General features: G+C 68.7%; 19 protein-coding genes. 11 read left to right on the forward strand and 8 right to left on the reverse strand.

Features of this window, described 5'->3' with window-relative positions; translation table 11 throughout:
- Positions 1-30 precede the first annotated feature (30 nt).
- Complete coding sequence (locus tag ACAG25_RS05625) at positions 31-600, reverse strand: TetR family transcriptional regulator (protein ID WP_370487307.1); 570 nt, start codon at positions 598-600, stop codon at positions 31-33.
- 53 nt (positions 601-653) lie between these two features.
- On the opposite strand from ACAG25_RS05625, the gene ACAG25_RS05630 reads away from it, so the two are divergent.
- On the forward strand, positions 654-1,328 hold the full coding sequence (locus ACAG25_RS05630; protein WP_370487308.1) for a class I SAM-dependent methyltransferase: 675 nt from the start codon (positions 654-656) through the stop codon (positions 1,326-1,328).
- On the opposite strand, the gene ACAG25_RS05635 is transcribed toward ACAG25_RS05630, so the two are convergent.
- Positions 1,325-1,909 carry a TetR/AcrR family transcriptional regulator gene (locus tag ACAG25_RS05635; RefSeq protein ID WP_370487309.1) on the reverse strand — a complete coding sequence of 195 codons (585 nt, stop codon included), beginning with the start codon at positions 1,907-1,909 and terminating at the stop codon, positions 1,325-1,327. The genes ACAG25_RS05630 and ACAG25_RS05635 overlap by 4 nt on opposite strands.
- Positions 1,910-2,014: 105 nt before the next feature.
- Here ACAG25_RS05635 and ACAG25_RS05640 point away from each other — a divergent pair, with 105 nt between their 5' ends.
- Positions 2,015-3,343, forward strand: coding sequence for a cytochrome P450 (locus tag ACAG25_RS05640; protein WP_370487310.1), 1,329 nt, complete (start codon positions 2,015-2,017; stop codon positions 3,341-3,343).
- A gap of 74 nt (positions 3,344-3,417) precedes the next feature.
- Here the strand turns inward: ACAG25_RS05640 and msrA are convergent, their stop codons facing one another.
- On the reverse strand, positions 3,418-3,927 hold the full coding sequence (gene msrA, locus ACAG25_RS05645) for a peptide-methionine (S)-S-oxide reductase MsrA (RefSeq protein ID WP_370487311.1): 510 nt from the start codon (positions 3,925-3,927) through the stop codon (positions 3,418-3,420).
- A gap of 58 nt (positions 3,928-3,985) precedes the next feature.
- Between msrA and ACAG25_RS05650 the strand changes: the two genes are divergently transcribed.
- The 6 genes from ACAG25_RS05650 (at position 3,986) to ACAG25_RS05675 (ending at position 8,327) form a co-directional block, all read left to right on the forward strand.
- A complete protein-coding gene (locus tag ACAG25_RS05650) occupies positions 3,986-4,387 on the forward strand; it encodes a hypothetical protein (protein WP_370487312.1) in 402 nt (133 codons plus the stop codon).
- A 44-nt stretch (positions 4,388-4,431) separates the two neighbouring features.
- Positions 4,432-4,938, forward strand: a complete 507-nt coding sequence (locus ACAG25_RS05655) for a nuclear transport factor 2 family protein (RefSeq protein ID WP_370487313.1) — start codon at positions 4,432-4,434, stop codon at positions 4,936-4,938.
- Complete coding sequence (locus tag ACAG25_RS05660; protein ID WP_370487314.1) at positions 4,908-5,948, forward strand: NAD-dependent epimerase/dehydratase family protein; 1,041 nt, start codon at positions 4,908-4,910, stop codon at positions 5,946-5,948. The genes ACAG25_RS05655 and ACAG25_RS05660 overlap by 31 nt, the downstream gene beginning before the upstream one ends.
- Positions 5,945-6,763, forward strand: coding sequence for a class I SAM-dependent methyltransferase (locus ACAG25_RS05665; protein WP_370487315.1), 819 nt, complete (start codon positions 5,945-5,947; stop codon positions 6,761-6,763). The genes ACAG25_RS05660 and ACAG25_RS05665 overlap by 4 nt, the downstream gene beginning before the upstream one ends.
- Before the next feature lie 28 nt (positions 6,764-6,791).
- Complete coding sequence (locus ACAG25_RS05670; RefSeq protein ID WP_370487316.1) at positions 6,792-7,703, forward strand: DNA-3-methyladenine glycosylase; 912 nt, start codon at positions 6,792-6,794, stop codon at positions 7,701-7,703.
- A gap of 72 nt (positions 7,704-7,775) precedes the next feature.
- Complete coding sequence (locus tag ACAG25_RS05675; protein ID WP_370487317.1) at positions 7,776-8,327, forward strand: Dps family protein; 552 nt, start codon at positions 7,776-7,778, stop codon at positions 8,325-8,327.
- Positions 8,328-8,354: 27 nt separating this feature from the next.
- Here ACAG25_RS05675 and ACAG25_RS05680 read toward each other — a convergent pair whose 3' ends face one another.
- Positions 8,355-9,167, reverse strand: a complete 813-nt coding sequence (locus ACAG25_RS05680) for a hotdog fold thioesterase (protein WP_370487318.1) — start codon at positions 9,165-9,167, stop codon at positions 8,355-8,357.
- Positions 9,168-9,801: 634 nt separating this feature from the next.
- Between ACAG25_RS05680 and gltB the strand changes: the two genes are divergently transcribed.
- Both gltB and ACAG25_RS05690 read left to right on the forward strand, forming a co-directional pair.
- Positions 9,802-14,400, forward strand: coding sequence for a glutamate synthase large subunit (gene gltB, locus ACAG25_RS05685; RefSeq protein ID WP_370487319.1), 4,599 nt, complete (start codon positions 9,802-9,804; stop codon positions 14,398-14,400).
- On the forward strand, positions 14,393-15,859 hold the full coding sequence (locus tag ACAG25_RS05690; protein WP_370487320.1) for a glutamate synthase subunit beta: 1,467 nt from the start codon (positions 14,393-14,395) through the stop codon (positions 15,857-15,859). The genes gltB and ACAG25_RS05690 overlap by 8 nt, the downstream gene beginning before the upstream one ends.
- Positions 15,860-16,233: 374 nt before the next feature.
- Here ACAG25_RS05690 and ACAG25_RS05695 read toward each other — a convergent pair whose 3' ends face one another.
- Positions 16,234-17,895, reverse strand: a complete 1,662-nt coding sequence (locus ACAG25_RS05695) for a SulP family inorganic anion transporter (RefSeq protein ID WP_370487321.1) — start codon at positions 17,893-17,895, stop codon at positions 16,234-16,236.
- Positions 17,892-18,260, reverse strand: a complete 369-nt coding sequence (locus tag ACAG25_RS05700; RefSeq protein WP_370487322.1) for an ArsR/SmtB family transcription factor — start codon at positions 18,258-18,260, stop codon at positions 17,892-17,894. Before ACAG25_RS05700 ends, ACAG25_RS05695 begins: the two co-directional genes overlap by 4 nt.
- Before the next feature lie 108 nt (positions 18,261-18,368).
- Here ACAG25_RS05700 and ACAG25_RS05705 point away from each other — a divergent pair, with 108 nt between their 5' ends.
- Positions 18,369-19,373 (forward strand): PHP domain-containing protein, encoded by a 1,005-nt coding sequence (locus ACAG25_RS05705; protein WP_370487323.1) that lies wholly within the window; start codon positions 18,369-18,371, stop codon positions 19,371-19,373.
- An 18-nt stretch (positions 19,374-19,391) separates the two neighbouring features.
- Here ACAG25_RS05705 and dinB read toward each other — a convergent pair whose 3' ends face one another.
- Together dinB and ACAG25_RS05715 are read right to left on the reverse strand one after the other, a co-directional pair.
- Entirely contained in the window at positions 19,392-20,600 is a 1,209-nt protein-coding gene (gene dinB / locus ACAG25_RS05710) for a DNA polymerase IV (RefSeq protein ID WP_370487324.1), read from the reverse strand.
- A 24-nt stretch (positions 20,601-20,624) separates the two neighbouring features.
- Complete coding sequence (locus ACAG25_RS05715) at positions 20,625-21,266, reverse strand: TetR/AcrR family transcriptional regulator (protein WP_370487325.1); 642 nt, start codon at positions 21,264-21,266, stop codon at positions 20,625-20,627.
- Positions 21,267-21,268 lie beyond the last annotated feature (2 nt).

Raw genomic sequence — 21,268 nt, forward strand, 5'->3', positions numbered from 1 at the left:
CATACGTGCGACCACTGACAAATCCGGCTGCTAGCGCAGGATCAGCCGGGCGGACTTCTCGAGCCGCGCAGCGATGTCCTGATACGAGCCGTAGCCCATGCCGGCACGCACCAACGCACCGGCGTAGAGCATCTCCAGCGAATCGACGACGTCGGGATCGGTGTCGGGGCCGAGCGCCGCGCACAGCCGGTCACGGATGTCGCGGCCGATGCGCTGCCGCAGCACTTCGACGTCGGGATCCTTGCCCAGCAGCGCCGTGGTCACCGCACCGGCGAACTCGGGTTCGCCGGCGACCAGCATGGCGATGTGCGCGAGCACGTCGACAACACGGGTCACCGCGTCATCGGACGCATGCTCCACCTCCGGGGAGCCGGCCAGCCGGCGCCAGAACACCTCGGCGACGAGGTGCTCTTTGGAGGAGAAGTAGGTGTAGGCGGTCGCGGCTCCGACGCCCGCGGCGGCGGCCACGCGCCGCACGGTCATCCCGGCGAAACCTTCGCGGGTGAGCAGGTCGACCGCGGCCTGTCCCAACCGGTCGACGGTGTCGGCCTGTCGGGCCGTCAGCCTGCGCCGAGTCGACTCCAGAGCCGGATCGGACACATGTCCGGACGCTACTACAACACCCTGTGGTCAGCAACGGTAAGTTGACGGGCATGGGTACCGATACCGCGCTGCCGCCCGAGACCGCCGCGTTGTTCGAGCTCGCCGAGCGGGTCACCGGGTTCATGCCGGCCGACGAGGGGCGCACGCTCTACGACACCGCCGTGGCCTACCTCGCCGATGGTGTCGGGGTCGAGATCGGTACGTACTGCGGCCGTTCCACCGTTCTGCTCGGGGCCGCGGCGCAACAGACCGGCGGGCTGATCTACACCGTCGATCACCACCACGGGTCCGAGGAACATCAGGCCGGCTGGGAGTACCACGACGAATCGATGGTCGATCCGGTGACCGGTCTGTTCGACACGCTGCCGACCATGCGGCACACCCTCGACGCCGCCGGGCTCGACGATTACGTCGTCGCGATCGTGGGCCGCTCGCCGGTGGTGGCGCGCGGGTGGCGGACCCCGCTGCGGTTCCTGTTCATCGACGGCGGTCACACGGAGGAAGCTGCCAACCGCGACTTCGACGGGTGGGCCAAGTGGGTCGACGTCGGCGGTGCCCTGGTCATCCACGACGTCTTCCCGGATCCGGCTGACGGCGGTCAGGCTCCTTACCATATCTACTGTCGCGCAATGGATTCCGGAGATTTCCGGGAGGTCCGAGCGACCGGTTCGATGCGGGTGCTGGAGCGGATCTCCGGACTGCCGGGCTCGTTGCGCAGCGGCTAGGGCCGACCGAGAATCGCGGTCGCCGCGTCGACTGCCGGCTCCACCAGCTCGCGCACGTCGCGGCCGTCCTCGACGTACAGCGCCGTCAGTTCGCGCAGGCCGCCGAGCAGGATCAGCGCCAGCGGAGCCGACACCGGCGCCAGGCGGGCGCGGACGAAACCCGCATTCCCGGTCAGGTCGAGCAGCATCTCGGTCAGGCTGGCCATGGCGTGCCGGTGCAGCGGCGCGGCGACGGCGCCGAGCGCCGGGGCCTCACGGATCCAGCTGAGCGTGATCGCCGGTCGGGCGCCGATATGCCCGACATACGCCTCGACCGCCTGCCTGATCTGAAGTCGCCATTCGGCCTCGGGATCCACGCATGCGACGATCGTGGCGATCAACTCGGCGTTGTTGCGGCGCAACAGCTCGAGCAGGCATTCGTCCTTACCGGAGAAGTGTTCGTAGAACGTCCGCTTCGACGTGCGGGCGTGCCGGACGATGTCGGCGACGGTGGTGTCGCGATAACCGCGCTCGCCGATGGCCGCGGTCAGGCCGTCGAGCAGACGGTCGGCCACCGCGGGCAGCGTCGCAGATGTCGGCACGCGGCTTCCTCGTCGAACGGGTCTTGTCTGGGTTGGTACTACGGGGTACCGTACCGGAAAGGTAGCCGGTACATCGCAGTACCGCGGGACGGATCGGGAGCCCCCATGAGTGAGTCGACGATCACCTCGGCAACGCCCTCCGCACAGGTGCGCCTGCCACCCCAGCCGCGGATTCCCTACCCGGCGCAGGCCTCGGGCTTCACGTTGGCGCGCAAATGGACCGTCGCCAAGGTGGTGCAGCGCTACGGCGACGTGGTGTGCATGCGTCTGCCGGTATTCGGGCCGACGGTGCTGGTCGCCGACCCCGCACTGGCCAAGCAGGTGTTCATGGCCGACACCGAGGCCGTCGGCAACATCCAGCCCAACCTCTCTCGCGTCCTCGGTCCCGGCTCGGTGTTCGCGCTCGATGGAGCCGACCACCGTCGTCGACGCAAACTGCTGACCCCGCCCTTCCACGGCCGCAGCATCAAGAACTACGAGAAGATCTTCGAAGAGGAGACGCTGCGCGAGGCGGCGACCTGGCCGGAGGGCCGACCCTTCGAGATCCTCGAGCCGATGATGCGGATCACGCTGAATGCGATCCTGCGCGCGGTGTTCGGCGCCGACGGCAGCCATCTCGACGATCTGCGGCGCATCATCCCGCCGTGGGTGACGCTGGGATCGAAGGTGGCGGTGTTGCCCACCCCGAGTCGCACCTATGGCCGGTTCAGCCCGTGGGGCCGGTTGGCGGTCTACCGCCGCCAGTACGACGAGGTGGTCAGCCGCTTGATCGACGACGTTCGCAACGACCCCGAGTTCGACCAGCGTGACGATGTGCTGGCGCTGCTGCTGCGCAGCACCTACGAGGACGGGTCGGCGATGTCGCGCCAGGACATCGCCGACGAGTTGTTGACCCTGCTGGCCGCCGGCCACGAGACCACCGCGTCGACCATGGGGTGGGTGTTCGAACGCATCAGCCGGCACCCCGAGGTGTTGGAAAAGCTTGTCGCCGAGGTGGATACCGAAGGCAACGAGTATCGCCAGGCGACGCTGCTGGAGGTGCAGCGCGCCCGGACGGTCATCGATTTCGCGGGTCGCCACGTCTACGCGCCCACGTTCGAGTTGGGCGAGTGGGTGATTCCGCGCGGCTACTCGATCGTGGTGGCCATCGACCAGGTGCACCAGCGGTTGCAGGAGTATCCGGACCCGCAGCGTTTCGACCCGCAACGGTTCCTCGGTCAGCGGCCGAACACGTTCTCCCACATACCGTTCGGCGGGGGCACCCGCCGGTGTGTCGGTGCGGTGTTCGCGAACGTGGAGATGGACGTCGTGCTGGCCACCGTGCTGCGGCACTTCACCGTCGAGACCACCACCGCCCCCGGCGAGAAGACCCACTCCCGCGGAGTGGCTTACACGCCGAAGGACGGGGGAGTTGTGACGTTGCGCCGCCGCTGAGCGGCGAATGAGGCTGCCGCCGCTGAGCGGCGAATCTAGCTGCCGCCGCTGAGCGGCGAATGAGGCCGGCGCCGCTAGACCTGGGTGCGCTTCGGCAGCTTCCAGCCGGGTCGGGGGAAGTGGCACGTGTACCCCGTGGGGTAGCGCTCCAGGTAGTCCTGGTGTTCGGGCTCGGCCTCCCAGAAGTCGACCGCCGGGCTGACCTCGGTGACGACCTTGCCCGGCCACAGCCCGGACGCGTCGACGTCGGCGATGGTGTCCAGCGCGATCTGGCGCTGCTCGTCGTCGACGTAGAAGATCTCCGAGCGGTAGCTGGTGCCGACGTCGTTGCCCTGTCGGTTCTTCGTGGTCGGGTCGTGGATCTGGAAGAAGAACTCGAGCAGCGCGCGGTAGTCGGTCTGGGCGGGGTCGTAGATGATCTCGATCGCCTCGGCATGACCGGGATGGTTGCGGTACGTGGGGTGGTCGTTGCTGCCGCCGGTGTACCCGACCCGGGTGGACACGACGCCGGGCTGCTTGCGGATCAGATCCTGCATGCCCCAGAAACAGCCGCCGGCCAGTACGGCTCGCTTGTAGTCGCTCATGGATTCCAGGCTACCGGCGCCTGTACAACCGGGTGGCGGACCGTTTTAATCGACAGCCATGCGCGCAACGGTGGTCGCCCTGACGGTGCTGGCGCTCGTCGGCGCGGCGCCCGCGTCGGCGCAACCGACCCCCGTCGTGCCGGAGATCCCCGCCGACCCAGCGGTGACGGTGTTCGTCGACGAACCCGCGATCGAGAACGCGTATCCCGCGCGGCCGCAGGCCTTCAGCCGGTCACCCGACGACCGCTCGGTGCGGTTGTACTACACCAGCGGAACCCCGCAGTGCTACGGCGCGACCGCGACTGCGACCGAACATGCCGGGGAGGTGGTCGTCAGCCTGCGCACCGGCACCCTGCCCGGGCTGGGCGACCGGGCCTGCATCCTCATCGCGCTGGTCGGCGCGATCGACGTCCCCCTGGATCATCCGCTGGGTGCGCGCGCCGTCCGCAGCGCCACCTGACGCGCGCTCGACAAGCACAGCTGGAACGTGTTCTATTTTGCGGTGTGACGGCTGACACCTTCTCCCGTGCAGAACTCGAAGCGGCCTTCTCGAGGTTCGAGGCCACCGTCGACGAAGCTGCGCGTACGCGCAACTGGGATCCGTGGGTCGACCAGTACACCGAGGACGTGCTCTACGTCGAGCATGCGGCCGGGACCATGCGGGGCCGCGAAGAGGTGCGTCCCTGGATCTGGCGCACCATGGAGAGTTTCCCGGGCAATCACATGACGTCGTTCCCGTCGCTGTGGCACGTCGTCGACGAGGCCACCGGACGCATCATCTGCGAACTGGACAACCCGATGCGCGATCCGGGAGACGGCTCGGTCATCAGCGCCACCAACATCTCGATCCTGACCTACGCCGGTGACGGCCTGTGGTCCCGCCAGGAGGACGTCTACAACCCGCTGCGCTTCGCGTCGGCCGCGGTCAAGTGGTGTCGGAAAGCCGAGGCGCACGGCAGGTTGACTCCGGAGGCCGCCGAATGGCTGGCCACCTACGGGCGGTCGCGGTGACCGCTCTGGTCATCGGGGCCAACGGGTTTCTCGGCAGCCACGTCACCCGGGCACTGGTGGCCGCCGAACAGGACGTCCGCGTGATGGTGCGTCCCGGCGCAGTGACCACCGGAATCGACGACCTGCCGGTCACGCGCCACCTCGGCGACGTCTTCTCCGACGATGTGCTGCGCGAAGCGATGACCGGCGCCGAGGTGGTGTACTACTGCGCCGTCGACACCCGCGGCTGGCTGCGGGACCCCGCGCCGTTGTTCCGCACCAACGTCGAGGGGACCCGCAACGTCTGCGAGATCGCGACCGAACCCGAGATCGCCGCCGGCATACAGAAGTTCGTCTACACGAGTAGCTATGTGACGGTGGGTCGCCGCCGCGGCCGGGTCGCCACCGAAGCCGACGTCATCGGGAACCGCAGGCTGACCCCGTATGTGCGGTCCCGGGTGCAGGGCGAGAACCTGGTGCTCGACTACGCGCAGCGACGCGCGCTGCCCGCCGTGGCGATGTGCGTGTCGACCACGTACGGCGCGCGGGACTGGGGCCGTACGCCGCACGGCGCGATCGTCGCGGGTGCCGCGTTGGGCAAGTTGCCGTTCGTGATGGGCGGTATCGAGCTCGAAGCCGTGGGTGTCGAAGATGCCGCGCAGGCGATGCTGCTGGCCGCGGAACACGGTCGGGTGGGACACCGGTATCTGGTGTCGGACAAGATGATCGCCAACACCGAGGTGGTCCGGATCGCCGCCGCGGCGGCCGGTGCTCCGGCGCCGTCGCGGACGATCCCGCTGCCGGTGTCCTGGGCGATGGCCGCGCTCGGCAGCCTTCGCGGCCGCTTGCGGGGTACCGACGAGCGACTCTCGTTGGAGTCCCTGCGGCTGATGCGCGCCGAGGCACCCGTCGACTGCACCAAGGCCAGAACCGAATTGGGTTGGCAGCCCGCCCCGGTCGAGGATGCGATCCGTGCTGCGGCCCGGTTCTGGGTCGAGGTCAGCGCTGCCCGCCGCCGGAGCCCGCGATGACGGACAAGGTGCGCGTCGACCTGGCCGGGGCGCCGGTCACGATGTTGGCGACGCTCTACGCTAGAGCGCTCGACGCCCGCGCAGACCGGTCGATCCTGCACGACACCTGGGCGGCGGAGGTGGTCGACCGCATCGACTACGACTGGGCCGCAACGACGATGACCCCGGCCAACGCTCCGTCGGTCACGCTGCGGTCAGCCCACTTCGACGGGTGGACGCGCCGGTTCCTGGCGGCGCACCCCGAGGCCGTCGTCGTGCATCTGGGGTGCGGCCTGGACAGCAGGTTCTGGCGCACCGAGCCCGGACCGGGTGTCGACTGGTTCGACGTCGACTACCCCGAGGTCGCGCGTCTGCGTACCCAGCTCTACCCCGAGGCGCCGGGCAACCATGTGGTCGCCGCCTCGGTGACCGACCCCGATCTGCTCGCGAGGTTCCCTGATGACCGCCCGACCCTGGTGCTGGCCGAAGGCCTCACCATGTACTTGAACCGCGACGACGGTCTGACGTTGCTGCGCAATGTGGTCGACCGATTCGCCTGCGGTGAGCTGCAATTCGATGCGTTCAGCCGGTTCGGTATCGCCACGCAGTGGGGCAACGCGGTGGTGCGCGGGTCCGGTGCCCGGCTGTCCTGGGGCATCGACCGACCGTCCGACATCCTCGAGGCGGTCCCGGGAACCCGCCTGCTGCAATGGGTTCCGGTGTTCCGCCCGGAGGTGTTCGCTGCGGCACCGCCCCGTTACCGGCGTCTGGCCGCGGTGTGCAACCGTGTGCCGCTGATGCGCACGGTGGCGCAGTTCCACCGCTACGCCTTCTGACGTCTGCGGGCAGGCCTAAGCTGACGGGGTGCACAGCTCGGCCAGTGTGGCCTTCGCCGGACCGGTCAGCTACCGGCTGACGTTGGCGCCGTTGCGTCGCGGCAGCGGCGATCCGTGCTATTGGGACGAACCCGACGGCACGGTCTGGCGCACCAGCCTGATGGCCACCGGAGCGGTCACCGCGCGCATCAGTCGCGGCGGCCCGACCACCGTGGACTGCGAGGCCTGGGGCCCGGGTGCCGTCGAATTCACCGACGGACTGCCGGCGTTGCTGGGGGCCGATGACGACGCCACGTCCTTCGCGCCGCACCACCCGGTGCTGCAGCGCGCCCACCGCCGAGTGCCTCACCTGCGGTTGGGCCGCACCGGACGGGTGCTCGAGGCGCTCGTCCCGGCCGTGCTCGAGCAGCGCGTCTACGGTTCCGACGCCCGCCGCGCGTGGCGCCGACTGGTCACCCGCTACGGGGCGCCGGCACCGGGGCCGGCTCCCGGGCAGATGCGGGTGCCGCCGACCGCCGACGCGTGGAAGCGCATCCCGTCCTGGGAGTTCCAACGGGCCAACGTGGATCCCGGACGGGCCCGGACCGTGGTCGGTTGCGCTCAACGCGCCGACGCGCTGGAGCGCCTGGTGCGCCGGTCGCCGCAGGACGCGCGCACGGCGCTGACCAGCCTGCCCGGGGTCGGGGTGTGGACCGCCGCGGAGACGGCGCAGCGCGCGTTCGGTGACGCCGACGCGCTGTCGGTGGGCGACTACCACCTGGCCAAGGTGGTGGGACGGTCGCTGCTCGGCCACCCCGTCGACGACGCGGCCATGCTCGAGTTGCTGGCGCCGGCGGCCCCGCACCGGCATCGCGCCGTGCGGTTGCTCGAGGCCAGCGGGCTGGCCGTCTACGCGCGGTTCGGACCGAAGGTACCGATTCCGAATCTGGCCCAATTGTGACGAATTTTGATCATGATTATCGGACCCCGGTGCCGGGTACACGACGCCCGACACGAGCTAAGGAGTCAACTCATGCCAAGATCCTCATATACCGTTCCCGGGCTGTCGGAGAAGGAAGGCGCCGAAGTCGCCAAGTGCCTGCAGAAGGCCCTCAGCCGGTACAACGACCTGCATCTGACGCTCAAGCACGTGCACTGGAATGTGGTGGGACCGAACTTCATCGGTGTCCACGAGATGATCGACCCGCAGGTCGAGCTGGTGCGTGGCTACGCCGACGAGGTGGCCGAGCGCATCGCCGCGCTGGGCGCGTCGCCGAAGGGTACGCCGGGCGCGATCCAGAGCGATCGCACCTGGGATGACTACTCGGTGAACCGGGACACCGCCCAGGCTCATCTGGCGGCGCTGAACCTGGTGTACACCGGCGTCATCGAGGACACCCGCAAGTCGATCGAGACCCTCGGTGACATCGATCCGGTGTCCGAGGACATGCTGATCGGCCACGCCGGGGAACTCGAGAAGTTCCAGTGGTTCGTCCGTGCGCACCTCGAGAACGCCGGTGGTGAGCTCGTGAGTGCGGGCGCGGACTCGGAGAAGGCAGCGGCCTCGAAGGCCAAGTCAGCCTGAGCCAGCAAGGCCAAGTCAGCCTGAGCCTCAGCGGTACGCGGTGAGTCGAGCCACGAGGGCGGTCCTGCCGTCGTGGCCGACCGCCCGTGCCTCGGCGAGTCCGGTGCTGCGGCCCACGCGAAGGACATTTCCTTCGTAGTGGGCTCGCGCGCCGCCGTGGAACGGCCGCAGGTAGTTCACCCGTAACGACCCGGTGCGGAAGGGCGCCGTCGGCGCTGAGGACGCCGCGTCGAGAGCAGCCGATCCCACCACTTCCAGCCCCATCGCCGACACCCCGCCGTGCACGGTGCCGACCTGGTTGTTGAGTACCGCATCGTCGCCCTGCATCAGAATGACTGCGGCCCCGCCGGATTCGCCGATCTGCACGTTCATCAGGGACGTCAGATCGCTACCGGGCAGACACCCGCCCTCGTCGTTTCGCGGCCAGGTGTGGAACGACTCCGGTGCGGTGATGAAGAACGAGTGCACGGTGGCCGTGGCGATCGCTCGTCCGCCCGCCGACAGTTCGCAGTGCGCGACCGCGCCGTTGGCCTTGCCGCCCAGCGGCCGCGCAACGGCCTGCACCGGGGCGCCGGGCTCGGCTGCGATCGCTTCGCCGGCGTCCGGCGCGATCTCCACCGCGAGTTCGCTGGTGACCGTCCATTCCTCGGCAGCCCTGCGCCGGTGGTTGACCAGCCCACCGACGTGGTCGACCAGCAGGGCCAGCGGAGCCACCGTCGGAGCTCCGGTCACCGGATTGACCAGCCCGGCCATCGGGATCGTCGCGACGCAGCGGTCGTCGCGCTCCTCGGTGGTCTCGACGCCGAACCGGCCGAGCGGTGTGTTCAGGGGATAGGGCACGTCGTCAGCCTGACGCGACACCCGGATGCTGGATACCCCCAGGGGGTACCTTAGGGCGTCGCCGGGTCGGTCGCAGTGCGCCGACGCTGAAAATCCGCTGAAGTTCGTTGCGCCGCAGGGCTGTTGACGCGTCCGCGCGGCACCGATCGGTGCGTGGGGCGCCGCGGGGCCCGTCCCGTATCGAATTTTGCTGCGCGGACGCCGCGAGAACTTTTTCTAAGAATCCGATCAGGCTTTCGGCAAATCATGATCAACAGGATTAGAAGTAGTGAAAAGCAATTCCACCACGACATCAGCAAACTGAACCGACCACATGCCGCCAGGTGTGACCCAGCACTCACTCGCCGGCCATTCTATTTGACTATGTGAAACAACCTGTGCCGCAATGAAATTCGCCAACCGCCGGTTGGCGGAGGGAAGCCGCCGTCGGGAGGCCCGCCAAAGAAGTTAGGTAGTGCTAAGTTGGCATGTCACGGCCTTTTTGACATATCGTTTTCTCCACTCGAGGCGTGTGGACCAAGGGCCGTCGTTCATTGCTGCACGAAGGTGCTCCATCGCCAGACCGGCCAACGCGTATATGCGGATATCAGCTCAATGGTCCGTCACAGCGTGTGCACAAAAAAGGTAGGTGGGAATGGCGCCCAGGAAGCAGGGGCTCTACAACCCCGCGTACGAGCACGACTCGTGCGGCGTGGCGATGGTGGCCGACATGCATGGGCGTCGCAGCCGCGACATCGTCGACAAAGCCATCACCGCGCTGCTCAACCTCGAGCACCGCGGCGCCCAAGGCGCCGAACCGAACACCGGGGACGGCGCCGGCATCCTGCTGCAGGTCCCCGACGAGTTCCTGCGCGCGGTGTGCGACTTCGAGTTGCCGGAGCCGGGCAGCTACGCCACGGGCATCGCATTCCTGCCGCAGTCCGCCAAGGACGCCGCCGCCGCCTCGGAGGCCGTCGAGAAGATCGCCGAAGCCGAGGGACTCGAGGTTCTGGGGTGGCGCGAGGTGCCCACCGACGAGTCGTCGCTGGGCGCGCTGGCCCGCGACGCCATGCCGACCTTCCGCCAGCTGTTCCTGGGCGGCGCCTCGGGCATGGACCTCGAACGTCGCGCCTATGTGGTGCGCAAGCGGGCCGAGCACGAACTCGGCACCAAGGGCCCCGGCCAGGACGGCCCGGGCCGGGAAACCGTGTACTTCCCAAGCCTTTCCGGGCAGACCTTCGTCTACAAGGGCATGCTCACCACGCCGCAACTGCGGGCGTTCTACCTCGACCTGCAGGATGAGCGGCTCACCAGTGCGCTGGGCATCGTGCACTCGCGGTTCTCCACCAACACCTTCCCGTCGTGGCCGCTGGCCCACCCGTTCCGCCGGGTTGCGCACAACGGTGAGATCAACACCGTCACCGGTAACGAGAACTGGATGCGGGCCCGGGAGGCCCTGATCAAGACCGACGTGTTCGGCGGTCAGGACCTCGACAAGGTCACCCCGATCTGCACCCCGGGCGCGTCGGACACCGCGCGCTTCGACGAGGTCCTCGAACTGCTGCATCTCGGCGGCCGCAGCCTGCCGCACGCGATGTTGATGATGATCCCGGAGGCCTGGGAGCGCCACGAGTCGATGGACCCGGCCCGCCGGGCCTTCTACGAGTTCCACGACTCATTGATGGAGCCGTGGGACGGCCCCGCCTCGGTGTGTTTCACCGACGGCACCGTGATCGGCGCGGTTCTCGACCGCAACGGTCTGCGTCCGTCGCGGATCTGGGTGACCGCCGACGGTCTGGTGGTGATGGCCTCGGAGGCCGGTGTGCTCGACCTCGATCCGGCCACCGTGGTCAAGAAGATGCGCCTGCAGCCGGGTCGCATGTTCCTGGTGGACACCGCGCAGGGGCGCATCGTCGACGACGAGGAGATCAAGGCGCAGCTGGCTGCCGAGCACCCGTACCAGGAGTGGCTGGACGCGGGGTTGTTCAACCTCGACGAGCTGCCGCCGGGGGACTACGTCCGGATGCCGCATCATCGGGTGGTGGCCCGCCAACAGGTGTTCGGCTACACCTACGAAGAACTGAACATGCTGATCGCGCCGATGGCACGCACGGGTGCCGAGGCGCTGGGCTCGATGGGCACCGACACCCCGATCGCGGTGCTCTCGGCGCGTCCCCGCATGCTCTACGACTACTTCCAGCAGCTCTTCGCCCAGGTCACCAACCCGCCGCTGGACGCCATCCGCGAAGAGGTGGTCACCAGCCTCCAGGGCGCCGTCGGCCCGGAGGGCGACCTGCTCAACCCGGGTCCGGAGTCCTGTCGCCAGATCGTGCTGTCCCAGCCGATCCTGCGCAACGCCGAGCTGTCCAAGCTCATCTGCGTCGACCCCGACCACGAGGTGCGCGGCCACAAGCACGGCATGCGCGCCGCGGTCATCCGCTGCCTGTACCCGGTCAACCGCGGCGGCCAGGGCCTGAAAGAGGCGCTGGACAATGTGCGGGCCAAGGTGTCGGCGGCCATCCGGGAGGGCGCACGCATCATCGTGCTGTCCGACCGGGAGTCCAACGAACAACTCGCACCGATCCCGTCGCTGCTCAGCGTGTCCGCCGTGCATCACCATCTGGTCCGGGAGCGCACCCGCACGCAGATCGGACTCGTCGTCGAGGCCGGTGACGCGCGCGAGGTGCACCACATGGCCGCGCTGTGCGGTTTCGGCGCCGCCGCGATCAACCCCTACATGGCCTTCGAGTCCATCGAGGACATGATCGAACGCGGTGTGATCACCGGCATCAGCAGTGACGAGGCCAAGGCCAACTACGTCAAGGCCGCCGGCAAGGGCGTGCTGAAGGTGATGTCGAAGATGGGCATCTCGACGCTGGCGTCCTACACCGGTGCCCAGCTGTTCCAGGCCATCGGCATCAGCCAGCAGGTGCTCGACGAGTACTTCACCGGGTTGTCGTGTCCCGTCGGCGGCATCGACCTCGACGACATCGCCAACGATGTCGCGGCACGCCACGCGCTGGCGTTTTTGGACCGTCCCGACGAGCGGGCGCACCGTGAACTCGAGGTCGGCGGCGAGTACCAGTGGCGGCGCGAGGGCGAGTACCACCTGTTCAACCCCGACACGGTGTTCAAGCTGCAGCACTCGACCCGCACGGGGCAGTACTCGATCTTCAAGGAGTACACCAAGCTCGTCGACGACCAGAGCGAGCGCATCGCGTCGCTGCGCGGTCTGCTGAAGTTCCGCGAGGGTGAGCGCCCGCCGGTGCCGATCGACGAGGTCGAGCCGGCCAGCGAGATCGTCAAGCGGTTCTCCACCGGCGCAATGAGTTACGGCTCCATCTCCGCCGAAGCCCACGAGACGCTCGCGATCGCGATGAACCGCCTCGGCGGACGCTCCAACTCCGGTGAGGGCGGCGAGGCCGTCTCCCGGTTCGAGCCGGACGAGAACGGGGACTGGCGGCGCAGCGCAATCAAGCAGGTCGCCTCCGGCAGATTCGGGGTCACCAGCCACTACCTGAGCAACTGCACCGACATCCAGATCAAGATGGCCCAGGGCGCCAAACCCGGTGAGGGCGGCCAACTTCCGGGACACAAGGTGTACCCGTGGGTGGCCGAGGTGCGGCACTCGACGCCCGGTGTGGGGCTGATCTCCCCGCCGCCGCACCACGACATCTACTCGATCGAGGACCTGGCCCAGCTGATCCACGACCTGAAGAACGCCAACCCGCAGGCCCGCGTGCACGTCAAGCTGGTCAGCGAGAACGGCGTCGGCACCGTGGCCGCCGGGGTGTCCAAGGCGCACGCGGACGTGGTGCTGATCTCCGGTCACGACGGCGGCACCGGCGCCTCGCCGCTGACCTCGCTCAAGCACGCCGGCGCCCCATGGGAGCTCGGCCTGGCCGAGACCCAGCAGACGCTGCTGCTCAACGGTCTGCGCGACCGCATCGTCGTGCAGGTCGACGGTCAGCTCAAGACCGGCCGTGACGTCGTCGTCGCCGCTCTGCTCGGCGCCGAGGAATTCGGTTTCGCCACAGCGCCGCTGGTGGTGTCGGGCTGCATCATGATGCGCGTGTGCCACCTGGACACCTGCCCGGTGGGTGTGGCCACGCAGAACCCGGTGCTGCGGCAGCGCTTCGCCGGCAAGCCCGAGTTCGTCGAGAACTTCTTCATGTTCATCGCCGAAGAGGTCCGGGAACTGATGGCGCAGTTGGGCTTCCGCACCGTCAACGAGATGGTCGGTCAGGTCGGCGCGCTGGACACCACCCGGGCTGCCGAGCACTGGAAGGCGCACAAGCTGGACCTGAGCCCGGTGCTGCACGCCCCGGAGTCGGCGTTCATGAACCAGGACCTGTACTGCAGCTCGCGGCAGGACCACGGCCTGGACAAGGCGCTCGACCAGCAGCTGATCGTGCAGTGCCGCGAGGCGCTCGATCACGGTACCCCGGTTCGTTTCTCGACGACGATCGCCAACGTCAACCGCACCGTCGGCACCATGCTGGGCCACGAGGTCACCAAAGCCTATGGGGGACAGGGTCTGCCGGACGGCACCATCGACATCACGTTCGAAGGGTCGGCGGGCAACAGCTTCGGGGCCTTCCTGCCCAAGGGCATCACGCTGCGGGTGTACGGCGACGCCAACGACTACGTCGGCAAGGGCCTCTCCGGCGGCCGCGTCGTCGTCCGGCCGCCGGACAACGCGCCGGCGGACTACCGCGCCGAGGACAACATCATCGCCGGCAACGTGATCCTGTTCGGCGCCACCGGCGGCCAGATGTTCCTGCGCGGCCAGGTGGGGGAACGGTTCGCCGTCCGCAACTCCGGCGCCCACGCAGTCGTCGAGGGTGTCGGCGACCACGGATGCGAGTACATGACCGGGGGTCGCGTCGTGATCCTCGGGCCCACCGGCCGCAACTTCGCCGCCGGAATGTCCGGAGGCATCGCCTACCTGTACGACCCCGACAACGCACTGACCGAGAATCTCAACGCCGAGATGGTCGACATCGAAGACATGGGTGGCTCGGAGTCCGAGGACTCCGTGTTCGTCCGCGACATGATCCAGGCCCACGTCGACGCCACCGATTCCACGGTGGGTCAACGGATCCTGGCGGGATGGGACAACGAGTTGGCGCACTTCAAGAAGGTCATGCCGCGCGACTACCGGCGGGTGCTGGAAGCGATCGCAGCCGCCGAGGCCCGCGGGGCGAACGCAGACGAGATGTCCGAGGCGATCATGGCGGCGGCCAATGCCTGATCCCCGCGGCTTCATGAAGCACACCCACCGCGAGACGCCGCCCCGGCGTCCGGTCGACCTGCGTCTGAAGGACTGGAAAGAGGTCTACGAGGACTTCTCCCTGGACACCCTGAAGGTCCAGGCCAGCCGCTGCATGGACTGCGGTATCCCGTTCTGCCACAACGGCTGTCCGCTGGGAAACCTGATCCCGGAGTGGAACGACCTGGTGCGCACCGACCGGTGGCGCGATGCCATCGAGCGACTGCACGCGACCAACAACTTCCCCGAGTTCACCGGCCGGCTCTGCCCGGCGCCGTGCGAGGGCTCCTGCGTCCTGGGGATCAACCAGGACCCGGTCACCATCAAGCAGGTCGAGGTCGAGATCATCGACCACGCCTTCGATCAGGGCTGGGTGGTGCCCCTACCGCCGGACCGCCCGACCGGCAAGACCGTCGCGGTCGTCGGTTCGGGACCTGCGGGTCTGGCTGCCGCGCAGCAGCTCACCCGCGCGGGTCATCAGGTGACGGTGTTCGAGCGCGACGATCGCATCGGTGGTCTGCTGCGCTACGGCATCCCCGAGTTCAAGATGGAGAAGCGCCACATCGACCGGCGCCTCGAGCAGATGCGCGCGGAGGGCACCGAGTTCCGCACCGGCGTCAACATCGGCGTCGACATGACCGCCCAGCGCCTCCGTCAGGACTTCGACGCCGTCGTGCTGGCCGGCGGGGCGACCGCCCGCCGCGACCTGCCGATCCCGGGTCGCGAGCTCGACGGGATCCACCAGGCGATGGAGTACCTGCCGTGGGCCAATCGCGTCCAGTTCGGCGATCCGGTCCTCGACGAGAACGGCCAGCCGCCGATCACGGCCAAGGGCAAGAAGGTCATCATCATCGGTGGTGGCGACACCGGCGCCGACTGCCTGGGCACGGCCCACCGGCAGGGTGCGGTCAGCGTCCACCAGTTCGAGATCATGCCGCGGCCGCCGGAGACCCGCGCGGACTCGACCCCGTGGCCGACCTACCCGCTGATGTACCGCGTCACCTCGGCCCACGAGGAGGGCGGCGAGCGGGTGTACTCGGTCAACACCGAGGAGTTCTTCGGCGAGAACGGCCATGTCACCGGTCTGCGCGGCCATGAGGTGGTCATGAAGGACGGCAAGTTCGAGAAGGTGGAGGGTACGGACTTCGAGATGGAGGCCGACCTCGTGCTGCTCGCGATGGGCTTCACCGGTCCGGAGCGCGAAGGACTGCTCGACGACCTCAAGGTCGAGATCAACGAGCGCGGCAACGTCTCACGCGACGACGCCTTTGCCACTTCGGTCCCGGGCGTCTACGTCGCCGGCGACATGGGGCGGGGCCAGTCGTTGATCGTCTGGGCCATTGCCGAGGGGCGGGCCGCCGCGGCCGCGGTCGACCGCTACCTGATGGGGAGCTCCGCGCTGCCCGCGCCGATCAAGCCGACTGCCGTCCCGCAGCGGTAGGGACCGACACCCTAGTCACATACGTCACTCCAGTCACGTTTGTAACTTGAGCCACATTTGACGGCGTGGCGTGAACCGTTTGCCAGCCATGCGGTGTCTAATGACTTGCCAAGAGGGCTGCGGTAAGGTGGCCCACGGTTCAGCAATTCGGTAGTCGCAGGGGTGAACGCCGTGTATGTCAACCCGATAACTCGGACGCGTGTGGGTCGAATCGCCTGGTCATTGCTTCGCCATCCCGTGAAGAGCCGGGAGTTCCCGGCCAAGGCGGAGCGTCTGATCACCGCCGACGAACTCCTGCGGTACGGCGTCTAGCGAACCCCGCAGAGGTCCACGCAGCCGGTTCGGCGGCAACTGAGAGGGCGTTTGCCCATCTGTTATCGATTCGTGACCCTGCCGGGAGCGCCAGGGGCGGAGCCCACGTGTGTGCGGGCATGGGCGATGGCGTCGTCGAGCGAGTCCACCAGGTGGTTGCGGTGTCGCAGCGTCTCGAACACCCCGACGCGGTCCAGCAGGTCGCGGTGCTCCGGTCGCACCCCCTTGATCAGCACCGTGATTCCCCGGGATTCGAGTTCGGTGCAGATCTCGGCCAAGGTGTTCGCCCCGGTCGCATCGAGCATGCCGAGCTGGGACAGGCGGATGATGACCACCGAGGTCTGCGGATGGCCGTCGTCGATGATCGCCGATGAGATGCGCTCGGCGGCACCGAAGAACATCGCGCCGTCCACGCGCAGCAGCGCGATCTGGTCGTCACCGGGTTGCGGCGGCCCCGGCAGTTCTTCCCGGGTGACGCTGCTGCGCCGCGACACTGCCCGCAGCGCGAAGAACGCGGCGACCACGACACCGATCTGAATGGCCTCGATCAGGTCGAAGCAGACGGTGACCACGGCGGTCAACGTGAAGGTCAACGCATCGGATCGGGTGGAGAACAGGATCTTTCGCATCGTGGAGGCCGACACCATGCGAAACGCGGTGACCATCAGCACGCCGGCCAGCGCGGCCAGCGGAATGGCCGACACCGGACCGGTGGCCAGGTAGACCACGGCGAGCAGGACCAGGCTGTGCACGACGGCGGCCAGGCGGGTGCGCGCACCCGAGCGGACGTTGACCGCGGTACGCGCGATGGCGCCGGTGGCCGGCATCCCCCCGAACAGCCCGGAGGCCACCGAGGCCAGACCCTGCCCGACGAGCTCGCGATCCGGGTCGTACCGTCCGGTGGCGGCCATGGTGGCCGCCACACGTGCCGAGAGCAGCGACTCGATCGCGGCCAGCGCCGCGACGGCCAGCGCGGCGCCGGCCAGGTCGCGCATCGCATCCAGGTCGGCGTGCGGCAGCACGGGTGCCGGCAGCGACGCGGGCAACTCGCCGATGGCCGCGACCGGGATGTCGAACACGACCACCACCAGCGTCGCCACGATGACCGCCGTCAGCGACGCGGGGATCCCGCGGTGCAGCCGGGGCAGGCCGACCATCAGCACCATGACGACAGCCACCAAGGTCAGCGTCCAGACCGCTGCCGTCCAGTCGGCGGCGCGCAGCGCCTGCCACGCCGCGGTGAGCGTCCGCTCGCCCGCCGGCGTGCCGGTCCCCAGCGCCGCGGGCACCTGCTGCAGGAAGATGATCGTGGCGATGCCGAGCGTGAAACCCTCGATGACCGGCCACGGGATGAAGGTCACGGCGCGCCCGAGGCGGCTCGCTCCGGCGGCGAGCACGATCAGACCGCCGAGCACGGTCACCAGCGCGATGCTGCCGAGTCCGTGTTGCGCGACGATCGGCGCCAGCACCACTGCCATCGCGCCGGTCGGTCCGGACACCTGCACGTTGGAGCCGCCGAACACCGCGGCGACCAGGCCGGCCACCACCGCGGTCACCAACCCGGCGGCGGCGCCGACCCCGGAACTGATCCCGAACGCCAGGGCCAGCGGCAGGGCCACGACACCGACGGTGATGCCGGCCAGGACGTCGCGTCGCCAGGTTGTGCGCGCCGGGACCCAGTCGGTGCGTTCGGGCAGGTGGCGACGCAGACCTGCGGTGCTCACGACGGCTCAGTCAGCGGCGGCAGGCTGTCCAGTGCGTCGAGCTGGTCCCGTTGGGCGGCCAGGGTGTCGGCCAGAAACGACCGGGCGATGACGAGCAGCTCGGCGATCTTCGGGTGGGCCAACGTGTAGAAGACGGCATTGCCGACGCGCTCGGCGGTGACGACCCGGTGCCGCTTGAGTACGCCGAGATGCTGGGACAGCAGCGTCGCCTCGAGGTCGGTGCGCGCCAGGATCTCGCTGACCGGGGTGGGCCGTGAACTGGACAGGATCTCCAGGACGCGGATGCGTGCCGGGTGGGCCAGTGCTTTGAAGAGGTTGGCCTTGATCTCGTAGAGCGGTCGGTCCGCGCGCAGGTCGTCGGGCATCATTCACCTAGTGGTTTTATGGATTGATCAAGTCTTCAATCCACTGTAATCGGACGTCGCGGTCTCCGCTCGTCGATGTGTCGAACGTGACAGCGGCACACTGGAGACATGGACCCGGTCACCGCGCTGCGCCAGATCGCCTACTACAAGGACCGCGCACGCGAGGACCCGCGCCGGGTGATGGCCTACCGCAACGCCGCCGACGTCGTCGCGGCGCTGACCGAGGAACAACGCGAGCGCCACGGGACGGCGAACAGTTGGCAGTCCCTGCCCAGGATCGGGCCCAAGACCGCCAAGGTGATCGCCCAGGCGTGGGCGGGCCAGGAGCCCGACGTGCTGGTCGAGTTGCGGGAGTCTGCGCAGGACCTCGGCGGCGGCGAGTTGCGCACCGCGCTGCGCGGAGATCTGCACGTGCACTCGAACTGGTCCGACGGGTCGGCGCCGATCGAGGAGATGATGCTGGCGGCCCGAGACCTCGGCCACGAATACTGCGCGCTGACCGATCACTCGCCGCGCCTGAAGATCGCCAACGGGCTCTCCGCGGAGCGTCTGCGCGAGCAACTCGATGTCATCGACGAGATCCGGGAGACCGTCGCGCCGATGCGCATCCTCACCGGCATCGAGGTCGACATCCTCGAGGACGGCTCCCTGGACCAGGAACCCGAACTGCTCGAACGTCTCGACGTGGTGGTCGCCAGCGTGCACTCCAAGCTCGCGATGGACGAGCCGGCGATGACGCGCCGCATGATCAAGGCGGTGACCAATCCGCACACCGATGTGCTCGGCCACTGCACCGGCCGGCTGGTCACCGGGGGTCGCGGCATGCGGCCGGAGTCGAAGTTCGACGCGGAGAAGGTGTTCACCGCCTGCCGGGACAGCGGCACCGCGGTGGAGATCAACTCCCGGCCCGAGCGGCGCGATCCCCCGACGCGGCTGCTGAACCTGGCCCGCGACATCGGTTGCGTCTTCGCCATCGACACCGATTCGCATGCACCCGGCCAGCTCGACTTCCTCGGTTACGGCGCCCAGCGCGCGCTCGACGCGGGACTGCCCGCCGAACGGATCGTCAACACGTGGCCGGCCGAGGACCTGCTGGCCTGGACGTCGTCGTGAATCAGTCTGGGTCGTGAATCAGTCGGGGAGCATCGGCATCTCCAGCCCCGGGTCGCGCCCGACCAGCACGCCGCGGGTCAGCGCGGTGTTGCCGTAGCGCCCGCGAATCGCATCGACGGTCAGGTCGATCTCGGTGCGTTCGGCAGCTCCGAACGGCAATTCCAGCTGTGCCGCGCCGGCCCGGTCGATGTTGCCGACACTGAAGCCGATCAGCGTCAGCCCACGCTCGGCGATCAGCGGTTGCGCGGAGACCACCAGCTGCCGCGCCGCGGCGAGGATGACATCGGTGGATGCGGTGGCCCGCGGCATGGTGTGTGAGCGGGTCGCCCGGCCGTAGTCGTCAAAGCGCATGCGCAGCACGACGGTCCGGCCGGTCCGGCCCGCCGCGCGCATGCGCCGCGCGATCCGGTCGACGAGGTTGACCACGACGGCGTCGAGTTCGACCGCGGACAGGTGATTGCCCGTGCGGCCGAGCGCGCGTTGCGCCCCGACGGAGCGTCGGCGGTGCCCGGTGACGACACGGCGGCGGTCGTTGTGGTGTGCCAACGCGTAGACCTGGCGGCCCATCGCGCCGCCGACCAGGGACGCCAACGTGGTCTCGTTCAGGTCGGCGACGTCGGCCACGGTCTCGATGCCATGGGCCCGCAGTTTGTCGGCGGTCTTGGCGCCCACACCCCACAGCGCGCGCACGGGCAGGGGATGCAGGAACGCGAGCTCACGGTCGGGCGGCACCAGCAGAAGTCCATCGGGTTTGGCCTGCTGGCTGGCGACCTTGGCGAGGAACTTGGTGCGGGCGATGCCGACCGTGATGGGCAACCCGACGCGCTCACGCACCTGTTCCCGTAGCCGCGCCCCGATCTGGACCGGGGTACCGGCGACGCGGCGCAGACCGCCGACGTCGAGAAACGCCTCGTCCACCGACAGCGGTTCCACCAGCGGGGTGGTGTCGGCGAAGACGTCGAACACCGCGGCGCTGGCCTGTGAATAGGCCGCCATGCGCGGCGGCACGACGACCGCCTGCGGGCACAGCGCGCGGGCCTGCCGTCCGCCCATCGCGGTGCGCACACCGAACGCCTTGGCCTCGTAGCTGGCGGCCAGGACCACCCCGCCGCCGACGATCACCGGGCGCCCCCGCAGCGAGGGGTCGTCGCGCTGCTCCACCGATGCATAGAACGAGTCGAGGTCGGCGTGCAGGATGTCGGCCTCGCCGGTAGATGACACGAACACATGTTCGCATCGGTGGCCGACAACTCAGGGGGCGTCGCCGTAGACCGCGTTCATCCAGATGTGGACCAGGTTGTCGAGGACGCGCTCGTCGGGGACCGCAGGCCGTTGTCCGGCGAAGGACGCGGTCATCACCGCCTCGTTGAGCAGGTTCAACGAGGTCGAGAGCTCGTGGGCCGGCATGTTGTCGGGCAGGTCGCCGCGCTCGCGCAGCGCGGCGATGACGTTGGTGGTGTGGTCGATCGAGCGTTGCATGAACGCCGACCACAGCTCGCGCACCTCGGGGTTGGTGTAGCGCGCGGCGGCCGCGGGCCCGACCAGGGCGCGGTGGGCCCGGAAGGTGGAGTAGAACACGTCGATGCCCGCACGCCAGAACTCGTTGCGCTCCCGCGGCGGGTTGCGGATCAACTCGTCGAGCGCCACGTCGGCCTCGGCGATGACGCGCTCGAGCAGCGTGAGCAGCACCGCGTCCTTGGACGGGAAGTAGAAGTAGAAGGTCGGCCGCGAGATGCCCGCGCCCTTGGCCAGGTCGTCGACGGAGATCTCGGCCAGGGGGCGTTGTTCCAGGAGCCGTTCGGCGGTCTCCAGGATGGCGACCTCGCGATCGTCCCCCGACGGACGGGTGCCGCGCCGGCCGCGCGTCGAGCGTCCGTTCCTCGTGATCGTCACGA

This window comes from Mycobacterium sp. pV006 (genome assembly GCF_041287115.1).
Lineage (GTDB): Bacteria > Actinomycetota > Actinomycetes > Mycobacteriales > Mycobacteriaceae > Mycobacterium.